The sequence below is a fragment of the Enterobacter sp. CGMCC 5087 genome (genome assembly GCF_003144775.1).
Classification (GTDB): domain Bacteria; phylum Pseudomonadota; class Gammaproteobacteria; order Enterobacterales; family Enterobacteriaceae; genus Enterobacter; species Enterobacter cloacae_M.
Genome location: NZ_QFXN01000319.1, coordinates 1 through 15921, shown reverse-complemented (window position 1 = coordinate 15921; position 15921 = coordinate 1). Strand labels below are relative to the sequence as shown.

Sequence of the window (15921 nt, the reverse complement as noted above, 5' to 3'; positions counted from 1 at the left end):
CGGATGATCGATCAGCTGCGAATCGCTGATCGACGTTCCACGCGAAAACATGATCGATCAGAGCGGAATACGCAATCAGCCTCGATCTACATGTGTTTATTGATAATTATCCCGTGTAGACCGCTTCAACAACCGGTTTACCGCGATTGTGTGTCAGGCATCACAAAGAAACCGGCGATTTTCTGAAACCGGTTACAATTTTACATTGTCGGGTACCCGCCCGTGGAAACGGGCAGGGTGAAACAGGGAGGATTAGCTGATGGACGTTCGGTTAATGCGGTTTTTGCCCTGCTGTTTGGCGCTGTAGAGGGCGCTATCAACGCTTCCGACAAATTGCTCCAGCGGTTCAAAATGCCACTCCCCAAGACCGCCGCTGAACGTAACCCGCAGGTTTTCTTCTCGCCAGACGCGTTTTTCAACTGCGGTACGCCAGGCTTCCAGCAATGAGAGCGCAGACGTCATCTGCTCAGCCTGGAAAATTACCGCAAACTCTTCTCCACCGTACCGGTAAAGCGAGACGTGATGTGGCTGCATGATCTGGATCCCTTCGCGGGCCACGTTGCGCAGAACGATATCACCGGTCAGGTGGCCCAGCGTGTCGTTAATCGACTTGAAGTTATCAATGTCCACCAGCGCCATCGCGAAAGGCTGCTGGGCATTCAGCAGCTCCGCGATATCGCTATCGAACGCGCGGCGGTTTTTACAGCCCGTCAGCGCATCGTGAGTGGCCTGGCGCACATAGGCCATCTCACGCTCTTTATTGGACTGGATAGTATGGCTCAGCATCGCTTCCAGGCGCGGCGCCTCGCTGACGTCGCCGGTTTTGATGGCATTGATAATGTGCATCAGCACGGTACGCGAGGCGTGGCGGAGGTATAAGCCAAAGAGGATGATGATAATGGCCGCCAGCGCAAACCCCCAGCCAACGATCGTTGTTTCGTGGCGGGTGATATCGGTGAGCGTCTCGCCAGAGACCCGGTAGATGACAAACCAGTCCGGATTGGTAAATGAGTAGTAGTAATACCAGGCGTTGCTTTTCTTGTCGTAAAGGTGGCCTTCGCCGCTGGTCATTTTGTCCATCAGCGCTTCGCTCACGTACTGTTTGAAGAGCGCGCCTGTATCCGGGTGAAGCACAACGGCGCCGTCGCGTTCAACGACGAAGAATTCCCCCTGAACGGGCGCCACCATCTGACGCAGTGTAAAGCCCATTGACGTCAAATCGAGATGAAACGCGATCGTTCCCTTCAGTCTGCCTTCGGATGAAATCAAGGGCTTATAAAGTGTGACCGTCGGATGGCCGGTGAAGTAGTCCATGTACGGGCGAGTATAGTGGCTGAAGATACTGGCTTCGGCCTGCGCGATAAACCACGGCCGCTTTCGGGGATCGAAGGTTTTACTCTTCTCCGTGGGGAGCACTTCCGGCGCGCGGAGATAATGCCCCTGCGTATCCGCCAGCGAGATGGAGGACACGGTCGGCATCAGGTTTTGCAAATGCATCATCATCTGCAGCCCCTGCGTCGGGTTGACGTTGAGCGTCTCGTTTAGCCTGTCGTCGCGGGCAAAGTACATCGCGGAACGGCCCAGGATATAGTCGTTTTCACGCAGGATAGACTCGGTGTAGTTCACCGCCAGGTTGTGCGTGAAATTGCTGTTGATCTGATGATAATCCTCAAGAAAATCCTTTCGTTGCGAAAGCGTCACCGCGATCGCGATCACCGCAAAACTGCAGAGGATCCCCGCGAAGCTGAGCATGATTGGCCGGGTAAAAGAGAGCTTTTTGCTGTGAAGTGCCATGAGCTGTACATCGTTCCTGATGGTGAATACTTTTCGTCTGCCGATATCCTCTCAGCATAGTCGCTGTCCTGCGGTTAGCGGTGAATTATACGGCACACGATTTCTTGCGGGATGATTTATCTTAAGAACCATTAAGAAAATACTTATTCAACTTGCCAGGAGCCGTTTGTGCAATGAACCAGAGGCAGGGCGAAACGAGGAAGAAGCTTTTCGCCCTGGTCAGCATCCGTTGCTGACCGTGTGACAATAAAAAACCGGACGATCGCTGACAACCGCCCGGTTTTGCCTTTTCGTAGCGCCTCGACAATTTTTTATGGTGTTGCAGCGCGTTTCAGCGTCATTGCGAGGCTCTTCCCAGCCAGCTGTCCCAGTCTTTCCAGACAGGCTGAAGACCCTGGGCCGTCAGCGCTGCGGCGACCGCTTCCGGACGTCGCCCGTCATGCGGCACAAACTGCTCCAGCTCCGGACGATCGTCGGCGTAGCCGCCAGGCTGCGTTTTGGAAAACGCGCTGACGTTGTTAATCGCAAGCGGTATAACGCGATCGCGAAACGCCGGGGATTCACGCGTTGAGAGCGATAATTCCACTTCCGGGGCGAGCAGGCGAAACGCACAGATGGTCTGCACCAGCTGGCGTTCATCCATCAGCGAAGCCGGTTCAATCCCGCCCGCGCAGGGTCTCAGGCGCGGGAAGGAGATGGAGTAACGGCTCTGCCAGTAGTGCTGCTGAAGCCACAGCAAATGTTCCGCCACCATGTAACAATCCACCCGCCAGCTGTCAGAGAGCCCGATCAGCGCGCCCAGACCGATTTTGTCGATCCCCGCACGACCCAGCCTGTCCGGCGTTTCCAGCCGGAAAAAGAAATCCTGTTTCTTGCCCTTCAGGTGGTGCCGGGCGTACGTCGCCTCGTGGTAGGTTTCCTGATAGACCATGACCCCGTCCAGCCCGAGGGTTTTGAGCTCCGCATACTCCTCCTGCGCCAGGGGCTGTACTTCCATCTGCAGCGACGCAAACTGACGGCGAATGGCGGGAAGGTGGTGACGGAAATAGTCCATTCCCACCTTTCCCTGATGTTCGCCCGTGACCAGCAGAAGATGTTCAAAACCCATTTCACGAATGGCCGCACACTCACGGGCAATCTCATCTTCATCGAGCGTTTTACGCTTGATGCGGTTGCTCATGGAAAAACCGCAGTAGGTGCAGTCATTGGCGCACAGGTTTGAGAGATAGAGCGGCACGTAGAAGCTCACCGTGTTGCCAAAACGCTGGCGGGTGAGCCGCTGTGCTCGCTGGGCCATCGGTTCGAGGTACGCGCTGGCCGCCGGGGAGAGCAGAGCCATCAGATCCTCGCGGGTCAGATGGCGGGCATTCAGCGCGCGCTCCACGTCAGCCGCCGTTTTGCTGTTAATGCGCAGGGCAATGTCGTCCCAGCTAAGCTGGCGCCAGCGATCGGTAAACGTGCTCATGAGATCGCCTCCAGAAAACCGGTCAGCGGGCTGGTGGCCTGCGCCTGGAAACTGCGCGAGCCGGGACCGGACTCCCTTGCCAGCAGGCCAGCCTCTACGGCCATGCGGAACGCACGCGCCATCATGACCGGATCGTCGGCAACCGCGATGGCCGTATTGACCAGCACCGCGTCGGCACCCATCTCCAGCGCCTGCGCGGCATGGCTGGGCACGCCAATGCCTGCATCAACAACCACCGGTACGGTAGCCTGCTCAATAATGATTTCCAGCATCGCGCGGGTTTCCAGCCCCTGGTTGGAGCCAATGGGGGCGCCCAGCGGCATGACGGCGGCGCACCCGACCTCTTCCAGCCGTTTGCACAGGACAGGGTCGGCGCCGCAGTAAGGCAGGACGGTAAACCCTTGCTGCACCAGCTTTTCAGCTGCCTTCAGCGTTTCGATGGGGTCGGGCAGCAGCCAGCGGGCGTCAGGATGAATTTCCAGCTTCAGCCAGCGGGTGCCGAGCGCCTCGCGGGCCAGCTGCGCGGCAAAAATCGCCTCTTCGGCCGTTTTGGCACCGGAGGTGTTGGGCAGTAGCGTGACGCCAGCCTCCAGTAAAGGCGCCAGAATGGCGTCGCTGTGATGACGCAGATCCACGCGCTTGAGCGCCAGCGTCACCAGCTGGCTGCCGCTTTCGCGAATGGCATCCACCATCAGCTGCGGCGAGGCGAATTTTCCGGTTCCGGTAAACAGATGTGAATCAAAGACTTTATCGGCAATACGTAACATCTCAGCCCCCCGCGATAACCTGAAACAGCAGGATCTGGTCGCCGTCATTGACCTGCTGATGTTCCCACTGCTCGCGCGGCAGGATCTGTTGATTGAGCGCCAGCGCCGTTCCCGGCTTGAGCTGGCGCAGCTTGTCGAGCAGTACCGCAACGGTGAGACCGTCGTCGCATCTCATCGGCTCATCGTTAAACAGAATGCGCATTGCGGCCTCCGCATACCGGGCAGCGGCTGGCGCGGTGTAACGCCAGATGGCGCCAGCCGCTGGAGCGGGCATCGAACAGCCGCAGCGTATTGCGTTCCGTCTCCATGCCGCTGAGCAGCTTGATGGCCTCCAGCGCCTGCATTGTGCCCATTACGCCGACCACCGGACCAAGAATGCCCGCCGTACGGCAGTTGCGCGCCGGCTCTGCATCATCCGGCCACAGGCAGCGATAGCAGCCCTGCGACCACGGCGGGGTCAGGACCATCATCTGCCCGCCGAAACCCACCGCGCTGGCCGTGATAAGCGGCGTATTATTTGCCACGCAGGCGGCGTTAATCGCCTGGCGCGTCGCCATGTTGTCCGTGCAGTCCAGCACCACGTCGGCCAGGGCGACCTCACGGCTGAGGTTGTCACCGCTGAGCCGATCCTGTAAGGCAATCAGTTCAATATCCGGGTTGAGCTGGTTCAGGCGCTGCCGGGTGATTTGCGCTTTCGGCTGGTTGATATCCTCGGTGGTAAAGAGGATTTGTCGCTGCAGGTTGCTGAGGTGAACCTCGTCGTCGTCGGCCAGCACCAGCGTACCGATACCTGCGCCTGCCAGATAAAGCGCGGCGGGCGCGCCTAACCCGCCCAGACCGACAATCAGAACCCGGCTAGCGAGCAGTTTTTGCTGGCCGTCGATGGCGATATCTTCCAGCAGGATCTGACGGCTGTAGCGCATAAAATCACGATCGTTCATCACCCGCTCCTGCCAGCTGTAACAGCTGTTCGGTGGCGAGACGCCAGTCTGCGGCCTGGGTGATGGCGCTGACGACGGCGATACTGCCGACGCCGGTCTCCAGCACCGCCGGGGCGCGTTCAAGACTGATTCCACCGATGGCGACGGTGGGGTAATCGGCAAGGCGTTTAACGTGACTCGCCAGCTGCGTCAGCCCCTGCGGTGCGGAGGGCATCTGCTTGGTTTGCGTCGGGAAGACGTGACCCAGCGCGATGTAAGAGGGACGGGCCGCCAGCGCCACGTCGATCTCCATGTCATCGTGTGTTGAAACGCCAAGACGCAACCCGGCTTCGCGGATAGCGCTCAGATCCGTTGTTTCCAGATCCTCCTGACCCAGATGCACGCCGTACGCCTGGTGCTTAACGGCCAGCCGCCAGTAGTCGTTGATAAACAGACGGGCGTTATGCCGACGCCCCAGCGCGATGGCGGCAACCACATCGGCTTCCACCTCGTCGTCGCGTTTATCCTTGATGCGCAGCTGGATCGTTCGAACGCCTGTCTCCAGCAGGCGCTCTATCCACTCCACGCTGTCCACCACCGGATAGAGCCCTAAACGGTAGGGGACGGACGGGAAATCGGGCTTATACATTACGCCTCCTCTTTTTTGAGGTAGATTTCGCCGCCTTTGGCACGGAAGGTTTCAGACATGTCCGCCATACCCACTTCAATAGTTTGCGTGGCGGCGTAGTCGCGCACCTCCTGGCTGATTTTCATCGAGCAGAACTTCGGCCCGCACATAGAGCAGAAGTGCGCGACTTTGCCTGACTCCTGCGGCAGGGTCTCGTCGTGATAGGCGCGGGCGGTGAACGGGTCCAGCGCCAGGTTGAACTGGTCTTCCCAGCGGAATTCAAAGCGTGCCTTCGACATGGCGTTATCGCGAATTTGCGCGCCCGGGTGGCCTTTGGCCAGATCCGCCGCGTGGGCGGCAATTTTGTAGGTGATCAGCCCCTGCTTCACGTCCTCTTTGTTTGGCAGGCCGAGGTGCTCTTTCGGGGTCACGTAGCAGAGCATGGCGCAGCCGAACCAGCCGATCATCGCCGCCCCAATGCCTGACGTGAAGTGGTCATAGCCCGGCGCAATATCGGTAGTCAACGGCCCCAGGGTGTAGAACGGTGCTTCGTGGCAGTGCTCCAGCTCCTCGGTCATGTTTCGGCGGATCATCTGCATCGGCACGTGGCCCGGACCTTCAATCATCACCTGCACGTCATACTCCCAGGCGATCTTAGTCAGCTCGCCCAGCGTGTGCAGCTCGGCAAACTGCGCTTCGTCGTTCGCGTCGCGAATAGAGCCCGGACGCAGGCCGTCGCCCAGCGACAGAGAGACATCGTACGCGGCGCAGATTTCGCAAATTTCGCGGAAGTGCTCGTAGAGGAAGTTTTCCTGATGATGTGACAGGCACCACTTCGCCATGATGGAACCGCCGCGCGAGACGATGCCGGTCAGACGCTTCGCCGTCATCGGCACGTAGCGCAGCAGCACGCCCGCGTGAATGGTGAAGTAGTCCACGCCCTGCTCGGCCTGCTCCAGCAGCGTGTCGCGGAATGCTTCCCAGGTGAGGTCTTCGGCAATGCCGTTGACCTTTTCCAGCGCCTGATAAATCGGGACGGTGCCAATCGGTACCGGGCTGTTACGCAGGATCCATTCGCGGGTTTCGTGAATATAGCGGCCGGTGGAGAGGTCCATTACCGTGTCCGCACCCCAGCGCGTGGACCAGACCAGCTTTTCCACCTCTTCTTCGATGGAGGAGGTGACGGCCGAGTTACCGATGTTTGCGTTGACCTTCACCAGGAAGTTGCGGCCGATAATCATCGGCTCGGATTCCGGATGGTTGATATTGGCAGGGATAATCGCGCGGCCTGCGGCCACTTCGTCACGCACAAACTCCGGCGTGATGTTCTCCGGCAGGCTAGCGCCAAAGCCTTCACCCGGATGCTGATAGCGCAGCACTTCGCTACGGATGCGCTCGCGACCCATGTTTTCGCGGATGGCGATGAACTCCATCTCCGGCGTGACGATGCCCCGGCGCGCGTAGTGCAGCTGGGTCACGCATTTGCCCGCCTTAGCGCGTTTTGGCGTCAGCAGGCCGGTAAAGCGCAGCTCGTCCAGACCGTCGTCGGCCAGGCGCTCTTTAGTGTATGCAGAACTCAGGACGCTCAGCTCTTCGCAGTCGTTACGCGCGTCAATCCACGGCTGGCGCAGCTTTGCCAGACCCTGCTGGACGTTGATGGCAACATCAGGATCGCCGTACGGGCCGGAGGTGTCATACACCGGCACGGCTTCGTTGTCTTCGTACTGCGGGTTATCTTTGCTGCCGCCGATAAGCGTCGGGCTAAGCTGAATTTCGCGCATTGGGACGCGGATATCGGCCTGCGAGCCGGAAATGTAGATGCGTTTCGAGTTCGGGAAAGCGCTGCCTTCCAGCGTGTCGATGAAGTGTTGGGCCTGTGCGCGCTGTTCGCGGCGGGTCAGTTTTGCAGTAGACATAGCTCATTCCAAAAGTGAAGGACATGGCTTGTCAGACGACGGATGAAGCAAGAGAGGATCGCCCTCAGGCGATACAACAGCAGTGTGACTCTTGTTCCCTTCGCAGGTATTAGCCTGATCAGGTTCCGCGGATCCCGAATTAACGGTCTCAGCCCGCGCTTTCAGGCGCTGGGCACTCCGACAAGAAAAATCCCCCTCGTGAGAGGGGCGAATGGTTGTAAATTACTCGTTAACGATGAAGAACTCAAGCAGGGCGCGCGACGTTCTCTTCGTTACTGATGTTCAAATCATTATCCAGCACGAGGGCGATCAGCTTATCTTCCAGCGTGAATCGCTCTTCCAGCGCTTCGCCGAGGTCGGATAGCGCCTGCTGAAACTCAAGATAGTTATCGTGGTCGATAGCGTTCTCGAGCGCGGAATCATAGTAATCCATGATCTGCTGGGTGTTGGCTTCCAGAAGCGGATAGAGCTTGCTGGCCGCTAAATACGGCGTTGTCCCTTCCATTTCGCGGATAATGCGTTCATAAATATTGAAATGGCCGTCGGACAGATAGTCGACCAGGCCCTGACAAAAATCATCCAGCGCTTTTTCATTCAGTCGCATAAACGATTCTTTGCCAGGCTTAATACCGACCAGATTGTAATAAGCCACGAGTAGATGCTTGCGTACATGTAGCCAGCGATCCACCAGTTTGTTATTTCCTCTAACGCGCTCAGTCAGGCTTTGCAGCTGGTTTAACATGGTCGACTCCGCAAAATGTAGGATTGAATCTGCTTATCCAGAATGTAACCACAATGCTAACAACATGTCAGTGAAGCGAAGGTAGTGCAATAGATATGGATCGTATTATTGAAAAATCAGATCTTGGTTGGTGGATCGTCAGTCACGAACAAAAATTATGGCTTCCTGCCGGGGAAATCCCCTACGGTGCAGCTGAGGCGTTCGATCTTGTTGGCCAGCCAGCGCTGAAGATCGGCGAGTGGCAGGGTGAGCCCGTGTGGTTGATCCAACAGCCCCGCAGCCAGGATATGGGATCGGTGCGCCAGGTGCTGGATCTGGACGTGGGGCTGTTCCAGCTGGCGGGGCGCGGCGTGCAGCTGGCTGAGTTTTATCGCTCGCATAAATACTGCGGCTACTGCGGTTATACCATGCGCCCGAGCAAAACCGAGTGGGCGATGCTCTGCAGCCACTGCCGCGAACGCTACTATCCGCAGATTGCGCCGTGCATTATCGTCGCTATCCGCCGGGAGGATTCCATCCTGCTGGCGCAGCATACCCGCCATCGCAACGGCATTCACACTGTGCTGGCCGGCTTCGTCGAGGTGGGCGAAACGCTGGAGCAGGCGGTGGCGCGCGAGGTGATGGAGGAGAGTGGGATCAAAGTGAAGAACCTGCGCTACGTTACCTCTCAGCCGTGGCCGTTCCCGCAGTCGCTGATGACGGCATTTATGGCCGAATACGACAGCGGCGAGATCGTTATTGACCAGAAAGAGCTTCTGGACGCGAACTGGTATCGCTACGACGATCTACCGCTGTTGCCTCCGCCGGGCACCGTGGCGCGTCGCCTGATAGAAGATACCGTGGCGATGTGTCGGGCCGAGTATGAGTAGTGTTACACTGAGGCCATGACGCTTAAGGAACTGCAAAAATGACCGAACTGAAGAACGATCGTTATCTGCGTGCGCTGCTGCGCCAGCCCGTTGATGTCACCCCGGTGTGGATGATGCGCCAGGCGGGACGCTATCTCCCGGAGTACAAAGCCACGCGCGCGCAGGCGGGCGATTTTATGTCGCTGTGCAAAAACGCCGAGCTGGCCTGTGAAGTGACGCTCCAGCCGCTGCGCCGCTTCCCGCTGGATGCCGCGATCCTCTTCTCGGATATTCTGACCATTCCGGATGCAATGGGCCTTGGCCTGTACTTCGAAACCGGTGAAGGCCCGCGTTTCACCTCCCCAATCAAAAGCAAAGCCGACGTGGATAAGCTGCCGATCCCCGATCCGGAAGGCGAGCTGGGCTACGTGATGAACGCCGTGCGCACCATTCGCCGCGAGCTGAAAGGTGAAGTGCCGCTGATTGGCTTCTCCGGCAGCCCGTGGACGCTGGCGACCTATATGGTTGAAGGAGGTAGCAGCAAAGCCTTCACCATGATTAAAAAGATGATGTACGCCGAGCCGCTGGCCCTGCATGCGCTGCTCGACAAGCTGGCTAAGAGCGTCACCCTCTATCTGAACGCGCAGATAAAGGCGGGTGCGCAGTCGGTGATGATTTTCGATACCTGGGGCGGCGTGCTGACCGGGCGCGATTATCAGCAGTTCTCCCTGTACTACATGCACAAAATCGTCGACGGTCTGCTGCGTGAAAACGAAGGACGCCGCGTGCCGGTGACGCTGTTCACCAAAGGTGGCGGTCAGTGGCTGGAAGCGATGGCGGCAACAGGCTGCGACGCGCTGGGCCTCGACTGGACCACCGATATCGCCGATGCGCGCCGTCGCGTGGGCGACAAAGTGGCGCTGCAGGGCAATATGGACCCGTCCATGCTCTATGCGCCGCCAGCCCGCATTGAAGAAGAAGTGTCGACTATACTGTCTGGTTTCGGCCAGGGTGAAGGCCACGTCTTTAACCTCGGCCACGGCATTCATCAGGATGTGCCGCCAGAACACGCAGGAGTATTTGTGGAGGCGGTGCATCGGCTTTCTGCCCAGTATCACAAGTAAGGAGTGATTATGGATCTCGCGTCGCTACGCGCTCAACAAATCGAACTGGCATCATCGGTGATCCGCGAGGATCGTCTGGATAAAGATCCTCCGCAGTACATTGGTGGAGCAGACGTCGGATTCGAGCAGGGTGGGGAAGTGACGCGAGCGGCGATGGTGGTACTGAAATATCCTTCACTTGAGCTGGTGGAGTACAAGGTAGCGCGTATCGCGACCACCATGCCGTACATTCCGGGCTTTCTCTCCTTCCGCGAATATCCCGCGCTGCTGGCAGCGTGGGAGCAACTCTCGCAAAAACCTGACCTGCTGTTTGTCGATGGACACGGTATCTCACACCCGCGCCGTTTAGGCGTTGCCAGCCACTTTGGGCTGCTGGTGGATGTGCCAACCATTGGCGTCGCCAAGAAACGCCTGTGCGGCGCGTTTGAACCTCTTTCTGCCGAGCCGGGCGCGCTGGCGCCGCTTATCCATAAAGGTGAGCAGCTAGCGTGGGTCTGGCGCAGCAAGGCGCGCTGTAACCCGCTCTTTATCGCCACCGGGCACCGGGTGAGCATGGACAGCGCCCTGGCGTGGGTGCAGCGCTGCATGAAGGGCTACCGCTTGCCGGAGCCGACGCGCTGGGCAGACGCCGTGGCCTCTTCGCGTCCGGCTTTTGTTCGTTGGCAGGAAATTCAGCGATGATTCAGGTAAACTGCGCCTAATTTTCGATTCGAGAGATCATCATGCTACAAAACCCGATTCACCTGCGCCTTGAGAAACTTGAAAGCTGGCAGCACGTGACGTTTATGGCTTGCCTGTGCGAGCGCATGTATCCCAACTATGCCGCGTTCTGTAAGGAGACGGGCTTTGGTGATGGCCATATCTACCGCCGCATTCTGGATCTGATCTGGGAAACGCTGACGGTAAAAGACGCAAAGGTGAACTTCGACTCCCAGCTGGAAAAGCTGGAAGAGGCGATTCCGGCTGCGGATGATTTTGACCTCTACGGTGTCTACCCGGCGATTGATGCCTGCGTGGCGTTAAGCGAACTGCTTCACTCCCGTCTGAGTGGTGAAACGCTGGAGCACGCAATTGAAGTCAGTAAGGCATCTATTACGACCGTCGCGATGCTGGAAATGACCCAGGAAGGCCGCGAGATGACCGACGAAGAGCTGCGTGCAAACCCGGCGGTTGAGCAAGAATGGGACATTCAGTGGGAAATTTTCCGCCTGCTGGCAGAGTGTGAAGAACGCGATATTGAGCTGATAAAAGGGCTGCGCGCGGACTTACGAGAGGCTGGTGAGAGCAATATTGGTATAATTTTTAACCAATGAGACAAGAAAACTTGAGATAACGCCCGTTTTGTCGCTCCTCGACTCTTCCCTTTCGCCCCTTGTCTGGTCTACATTTGGGGGGCGAAAAAAAGTGGCTATCGGTGCGTGTATGCAGGAGAGTGCTTTTTTGGCATTTTCGTCGCACTCGATGCTTAGCAAGCGATAAACACATTGAAAGGATAACTTATGAACAAGACTCAACTGATTGATGTAATTGCGGACAAGGCTGATCTGTCTAAAGTGCAGGCTAAAGCTGCTCTGGAATCTACCCTGGCTGCTATTACTGAGTCTCTGAAAGAAGGCGATGCTGTGCAACTGGTTGGTTTCGGTACCTTCAAAGTGAACCACCGCGCTGAGCGTACTGGCCGCAACCCGCAGACCGGTAAAGAAATCAAAATCGCCGCAGCTAACGTGCCGGCATTTGTTTCTGGTAAAGCACTGAAAGACGCTGTTAAGTAAGACGCGTGGCAGTGAACAGTTTTAGCGAAGGGGCGGTAACGCCCCTTTTGTCTTTCTGGCGTGGAACGCTCGCGCTGGCAGGCATGCTGCTGCTGTCAGCCTGCAGCCACGACACCTCCCTGCCGCCGTTTACCGCCAGCGGCTACGCGGATAACCAGGGTGCGGTCAGGATCTGGCGCAAAGATTCCGGCGGCGAAGTGCATCTGCTTTCTGCCTTCAGCCCGTGGCATAACGGCAATACGTCGACTGCGGAATATCGCTGGCAGGGAGATGACCTGTCGCTGATTGAACTGAACGTCTACAGCAAGACTCCCGAACACGTGAAAGTGCGTTTTGACGACCATGGCGAGCTGAGCTTTATGCAGCGCGAAGTCAGCGGTCAAAAACAGCAGCTTTCCAGCGATCAAATCGCTCTCTACCGTTATCGTGCCGAACAAATCCGCCAGACCAGCGATGCGCTTCGTCTGGGGCGTGTAGTGCTGCGCCAGGGGCGCTGGCATGCCGATGGGACGGTCACAACCTGCGAAGGACAGACGGTCAAGCCTGAGCTAGAATCCTGGGCAACCGAACACATACAACGTCGTCAGCGTCATTCATCAATGGAGGTGAGTGTGGCGTGGCTGGAAGCGCCGGAAGGCTCTCAGCTGCTGCTGGTGGCGAACGAAGACTTCTGCACCTGGCAGCCGACAGAGAAGAGTTTCTGAGTTCTGTGGATTAAGCCGGATGGCGCTAACGCTTATCCGGCCTACGAACGATCCCCTCTCCCTTGAAGGAGAGGGTGAGGGTGTGAAATTACTCGCCCTGCTCACGCGCAATCGCGCGATAACCGATATCCTGACGACTAAAGCTGCCGTTCCAGTGAATATCCGCCATCAGCGCGTAGGCGCGTTTCTGCGCTTCTGCCACGGTATGACCCAGCGCGGTTGCACACAGCACGCGTCCGCCGTTGGTGAGGACGCGATCGTCGTCAGCCAGCTTCGTACCCGCATGGAACACCTTCGCACCGTCAATCTCTTCCAGCGGCAGGCCGTGGATTTCATCCCCGGTGTTGTAGTTGCCCGGATAACCACCTGCAGCAATCACCACGCCCAGAGACGCACGCTCGTCCCACTCTGAGGTTTTCTCGTCGAGCTTGCCTTCGCAGGCTGCCAGACACAGTTCCACCAGATCGGATTTCATGCGCAGCATGATGGGCTGCGTTTCCGGATCGCCAAAGCGGCAGTTGAATTCGATGACCTTAGGGTTGCCCTGCTTGTCAATCATCAGACCCGCGTAGAGGAAACCGGTGTAGGTGTTGCCTTCCGCCGCCATCCCTTTCACGGTTGGCCAAATGACGCGATCCATGGTGCGCTGGTGGACTTCGTCAGTCACTACCGGAGCGGGGGAGTAAGCGCCCATTCCGCCAGTATTCGGGCCGGTATCGCCATTACCTACGCGCTTGTGGTCCTGGCTGGTGGCCATCGGCAGAACGTGCTCGCCGTCGACCATCACGATAAAGCTCGCTTCTTCACCGTCGAGGAACTCTTCGATCACGATGCGGTGGCCCGCATCGCCAAAGGCGTTGCCCGCCAGCATATCCTGAACCGCGGCTTCTGCTTCTTCGAGGGTCATCGCGACGATAACGCCTTTACCAGCGGCCAGACCGTCGGCCTTGATGACAATCGGCGCGCCTTTTTCACGCAGGTAGGCCAGGGCTGGCTCCACTTCGGTGAAGTTCTGATATTCCGCCGTCGGGATGTTGTGACGCGCGAGGAAATCTTTGGTGAAGGCTTTAGAGCCTTCCAGCTGCGCGGCGCCTTCCGTTGGCCCGAAGATTGTCAGGCCCGCCGCGCGGAAGGCATCGACGACGCCAATCACCAGCGGCGCTTCCGGGCCGACGATGGTCAGGTCGATTTTCTCGCTCTGGGCAAAGCTCAGCAGCGCCGGGATATCGGTCACGCCGATAGCCACGTTCTGCAGCGCGGGTTCCAGCGCGGTTCCGGCGTTGCCCGGTGCCACGAAGACCGTTTTCACCAGCGGAGACTGCGCCGCTTTCCACGCCAGAGCGTGCTCGCGTCCGCCGTTACCAATCACTAATACTTTCATTTTCTGCTCCGGGAATTAATGGCGGAAGTGGCGCATGTCGGTGAAGATCATTGCAATGCCATGTTCGTCGGCAGCGGCAATCACTTCGTCGTCGCGAATTGAGCCGCCAGGCTGGATCACACAGGTGATGCCCACTGCAGCCGCCGCGTCGATACCGTCACGGAACGGGAAGAAGGCGTCAGAAGCCATGGCGGAGCCTTTTACTTCCAGACCTTCATCACCTGCTTTAATGCCCGCGATTTTCGCGGAGTAAACGCGGCTCATCTGGCCTGCGCCTATCCCGATAGTCATGTTTTCTTTGGCGTAGACGATGGCGTTGGATTTGACGAACTTCGCGACCTTCCAGCAGAACAGCGCGTCACGCAGTTCCTGTTCGGTCGGTTGACGTTTGGTTACCACGCGCAGGTCGGCTTCTGTCACCATACCCAGATCGCGATCCTGAACCAGCAGGCCGCCGTTCACACGCTTGAAGTCCAGGCCCGGCACGCGTTCTGCCCACTGGCCGCAAACCAGCACGCGTACGTTCTGTTTCGCCGCGGTGATTTTCAGCGCCTCTTCGGATGCCGATGGCGCGATGATCACTTCAACGAACTGGCGGGAGATGATGGCCTGCGCGGTTTCAGCATCCAGCTCGCGGTTGAAGGCGATAATGCCGCCGAACGCGGAGGTCGGGTCGGTTTTGTAGGCGCGATCGTAGGCGTCCAGAATAGAGGTGCTTACCGCAACACCGCATGGGTTCGCATGCTTGACGATAACGCAGGCCGGCTCGCTGAACTCTTTCACGCATTCCAGCGCGGCGTCGGTGTCAGCAATGTTGTTATAGGAGAGCGCTTTGCCCTGAACCTGCTGAGCGGTCGCAACAGAGGCTTCTTTTACCTCTTCTTCTATATAGAAGGCTGCCTGCTGGTGGCTGTTCTCGCCGTAACGCATATCCTGCTTCTTAATGAAGTTCAGGTTCATGGTGCGCGGGAAACGGCCAGAAGGATCTTTGCTTTCACCGTGGTAAGCAGGCACCAGGCTACCGAAGTAGTTGGCGATCATGCTGTCGTACGCCGCGGTGTGCTCGAAGGCTTTGATGGCGAGGTCGAAACGCGTTTCCAGAGTCAGTGACCCTTCGTTGGCATCCATCTCATTAATAATGGTTTCGTAATCGCTGCTCTTTACGACGATGGCCACATCCTTATGGTTCTTGGCCGCGGAGCGCACCATGGTTGGGCCGCCGATATCAATATTCTCTACGGCATCTTCCAGAGAACAGCCTTCGCGGGCTACGGTCTGGGCAAACGGGTAGAGGTTAACGACAACCATGTCGATTGGCGCGATGTCATGCTGTTCCATAATGGCGTCGTCCTGACCGCGACGGCCAAGAATACCGCCGTGCACTTTCGGATGCAGGGTTTTGACGCGTCCATCCATCATTTCCGGGAAACCGGTGTAATCGGACACTTCGGTTACCGGCAGACCTTTATCTGCTAACAGGCGAGCGGTACCGCCTGTAGAAAGCAGCTCCACACCGCGTGCGGAAAGTGCCTGAGCGAATTCGACGATACCGGCTTTATCAGAAACACTGAGCAGAGCGCGGCGGACTGGACGACGTTGTTGCATGGTAAATCCCCTGGATTTCACGATTACAGAGAGCGTTAGATGAATTTTCCTGCGAAAAACTCATCTAACACACCTGACGGGGCATCCTTATTAAGCGCGAGCATTTTAACGAAAACGTTTGCGCAACGCTCGCACATTTTCACTTTTTCGTATCATTGTGGATAAGTCTGTGTGTAAAAAGGTATAAGGCGGGGTTTTGCTGTGGAATGCAGCAGTCAGTCATTTTTCTGTCATTTAGCGGTTGCGGCCTGCTGA

16 protein-coding genes and 1 riboswitch are annotated in these 15921 nt (G+C 57.7%); of the genes, 6 read left to right on the top strand and 10 right to left on the bottom strand.

Annotated elements, in window-relative coordinates:
* Nucleotides 1-252: 252 nt before the first annotated feature.
* From DEO48_RS25830 to DEO48_RS25795, 8 genes are all read right to left on the bottom strand, one after another.
* A complete protein-coding gene (locus tag DEO48_RS25830; protein ID WP_109846698.1) occupies nt 253-1794 on the bottom strand; it encodes a sensor domain-containing diguanylate cyclase in 1542 nt (513 codons plus the stop codon).
* A 337-nt stretch (nt 1795-2131) separates the two neighbouring features.
* Complete coding sequence (thiH, locus tag DEO48_RS25825) at nt 2132-3259, bottom strand: 2-iminoacetate synthase ThiH (RefSeq protein ID WP_109846697.1); 1128 nt, start codon at nt 3257-3259, stop codon at nt 2132-2134.
* Nucleotides 3256-4026, bottom strand: a complete 771-nt coding sequence (gene thiG / locus DEO48_RS25820) for a thiazole synthase (protein WP_023334103.1) — start codon at nt 4024-4026, stop codon at nt 3256-3258. Before thiG ends, thiH begins: the two co-directional genes overlap by 4 nt.
* A gap of 1 nt (nt 4027) precedes the next feature.
* Nucleotides 4028-4228 carry a sulfur carrier protein ThiS gene (gene thiS / locus DEO48_RS25815; RefSeq protein ID WP_023309972.1) on the bottom strand — a complete coding sequence of 67 codons (201 nt, stop codon included), beginning with the start codon at nt 4226-4228 and terminating at the stop codon, nt 4028-4030.
* The gene (locus DEO48_RS25810; protein WP_109846696.1) at nt 4212-4967 is read right to left on the bottom strand and encodes a HesA/MoeB/ThiF family protein; all 756 of its coding nucleotides are present in this window, start codon (nt 4965-4967) and stop codon (nt 4212-4214) included. Before DEO48_RS25810 ends, thiS begins: the two co-directional genes overlap by 17 nt.
* The gene (thiE, locus tag DEO48_RS25805; protein ID WP_109846695.1) at nt 4954-5595 is read right to left on the bottom strand and encodes a thiamine phosphate synthase; all 642 of its coding nucleotides are present in this window, start codon (nt 5593-5595) and stop codon (nt 4954-4956) included. Before thiE ends, DEO48_RS25810 begins: the two co-directional genes overlap by 14 nt.
* Nucleotides 5595-7490 (bottom strand): phosphomethylpyrimidine synthase ThiC, encoded by a 1896-nt coding sequence (gene thiC, locus DEO48_RS25800; protein ID WP_109846694.1) that lies wholly within the window; start codon nt 7488-7490, stop codon nt 5595-5597. The genes thiE and thiC overlap by 1 nt, the downstream gene beginning before the upstream one ends.
* A gap of 78 nt (nt 7491-7568) precedes the next feature.
* Nucleotides 7569-7680, bottom strand: a riboswitch (TPP riboswitch).
* A 54-nt stretch (nt 7681-7734) separates the two neighbouring features.
* Nucleotides 7735-8232, bottom strand: coding sequence for an Rsd/AlgQ family anti-sigma factor (locus tag DEO48_RS25795; RefSeq protein ID WP_023309976.1), 498 nt, complete (start codon nt 8230-8232; stop codon nt 7735-7737).
* Between the two features lie 95 nt (nt 8233-8327).
* On the opposite strand from DEO48_RS25795, the gene nudC reads away from it, so the two are divergent.
* The 6 genes from nudC to DEO48_RS25765 all read left to right on the top strand — a co-directional run bounded on the left by nudC (nt 8328) and on the right by DEO48_RS25765 (nt 12680).
* Entirely contained in the window at nt 8328-9101 is a 774-nt protein-coding gene (gene nudC, locus DEO48_RS25790; protein ID WP_109846693.1) for an NAD(+) diphosphatase, read from the top strand.
* Nucleotides 9102-9139: 38 nt separating this feature from the next.
* Nucleotides 9140-10204: a uroporphyrinogen decarboxylase gene (gene hemE, locus DEO48_RS25785; RefSeq protein ID WP_029742041.1), complete on the top strand. Its 1065-nt coding sequence runs from the start codon at nt 9140-9142 to the stop codon at nt 10202-10204.
* Between the two features lie 9 nt (nt 10205-10213).
* Nucleotides 10214-10885, top strand: a complete 672-nt coding sequence (gene nfi, locus DEO48_RS25780) for a deoxyribonuclease V (RefSeq protein WP_023309979.1) — start codon at nt 10214-10216, stop codon at nt 10883-10885.
* 41 nt (nt 10886-10926) lie between these two features.
* Complete coding sequence (locus tag DEO48_RS25775; RefSeq protein WP_023309980.1) at nt 10927-11517, top strand: YjaG family protein; 591 nt, start codon at nt 10927-10929, stop codon at nt 11515-11517.
* Between the two features lie 186 nt (nt 11518-11703).
* Nucleotides 11704-11976, top strand: a complete 273-nt coding sequence (hupA, locus tag DEO48_RS25770) for a nucleoid-associated protein HU-alpha (protein ID WP_002445246.1) — start codon at nt 11704-11706, stop codon at nt 11974-11976.
* Nucleotides 11977-11987: 11 nt separating this feature from the next.
* Complete coding sequence (locus DEO48_RS25765) at nt 11988-12680, top strand: DUF1481 domain-containing protein (protein WP_023309981.1); 693 nt, start codon at nt 11988-11990, stop codon at nt 12678-12680.
* A gap of 88 nt (nt 12681-12768) precedes the next feature.
* Here DEO48_RS25765 and purD read toward each other — a convergent pair whose 3' ends face one another.
* The gene (gene purD, locus DEO48_RS25760) at nt 12769-14061 is read right to left on the bottom strand and encodes a phosphoribosylamine--glycine ligase (protein ID WP_045357745.1); all 1293 of its coding nucleotides are present in this window, start codon (nt 14059-14061) and stop codon (nt 12769-12771) included.
* Nucleotides 14062-14076: 15 nt separating this feature from the next.
* Nucleotides 14077-15666, bottom strand: coding sequence for a bifunctional phosphoribosylaminoimidazolecarboxamide formyltransferase/IMP cyclohydrolase (purH, locus tag DEO48_RS25755; RefSeq protein WP_109846692.1), 1590 nt, complete (start codon nt 15664-15666; stop codon nt 14077-14079).
* Nucleotides 15667-15921: the final 255 nt, after the last annotated feature.

What these genes read in the sequence shown, in the direction of transcription:
- DEO48_RS25830 (WP_109846698.1), bottom strand. Translation starts at nt 1,794, where the DNA reads ATGGCACTTCACAGCAAAAAGCTCTCTTTTACCCGGCCAATCATGCTC.
- thiH (WP_109846697.1), bottom strand. Translation starts at nt 3,259, where the DNA reads ATGAGCACGTTTACCGATCGCTGGCGCCAGCTTAGCTGGGACGACATT.
- thiG (WP_023334103.1), bottom strand. Translation starts at nt 4,026, where the DNA reads ATGTTACGTATTGCCGATAAAGTCTTTGATTCACATCTGTTTACCGGA.
- thiS (WP_023309972.1), bottom strand. Translation starts at nt 4,228, where the DNA reads ATGCGCATTCTGTTTAACGATGAGCCGATGAGATGCGACGACGGTCTC.
- DEO48_RS25810 (WP_109846696.1), bottom strand. Translation starts at nt 4,967, where the DNA reads ATGAACGATCGTGATTTTATGCGCTACAGCCGTCAGATCCTGCTGGAA.
- thiE (WP_109846695.1), bottom strand. Translation starts at nt 5,595, where the DNA reads ATGTATAAGCCCGATTTCCCGTCCGTCCCCTACCGTTTAGGGCTCTAT.
- thiC (WP_109846694.1), bottom strand. Translation starts at nt 7,490, where the DNA reads ATGTCTACTGCAAAACTGACCCGCCGCGAACAGCGCGCACAGGCCCAA.
- DEO48_RS25795 (WP_023309976.1), bottom strand. Translation starts at nt 8,232, where the DNA reads ATGTTAAACCAGCTGCAAAGCCTGACTGAGCGCGTTAGAGGAAATAAC.
- nudC (WP_109846693.1), top strand. Translation starts at nt 8,328, where the DNA reads ATGGATCGTATTATTGAAAAATCAGATCTTGGTTGGTGGATCGTCAGT.
- hemE (WP_029742041.1), top strand. Translation starts at nt 9,140, where the DNA reads ATGACCGAACTGAAGAACGATCGTTATCTGCGTGCGCTGCTGCGCCAG.
- nfi (WP_023309979.1), top strand. Translation starts at nt 10,214, where the DNA reads ATGGATCTCGCGTCGCTACGCGCTCAACAAATCGAACTGGCATCATCG.
- DEO48_RS25775 (WP_023309980.1), top strand. Translation starts at nt 10,927, where the DNA reads ATGCTACAAAACCCGATTCACCTGCGCCTTGAGAAACTTGAAAGCTGG.
- hupA (WP_002445246.1), top strand. Translation starts at nt 11,704, where the DNA reads ATGAACAAGACTCAACTGATTGATGTAATTGCGGACAAGGCTGATCTG.
- purD (WP_045357745.1), bottom strand. Translation starts at nt 14,061, where the DNA reads ATGAAAGTATTAGTGATTGGTAACGGCGGACGCGAGCACGCTCTGGCG.
- purH (WP_109846692.1), bottom strand. Translation starts at nt 15,666, where the DNA reads ATGCAACAACGTCGTCCAGTCCGCCGCGCTCTGCTCAGTGTTTCTGAT.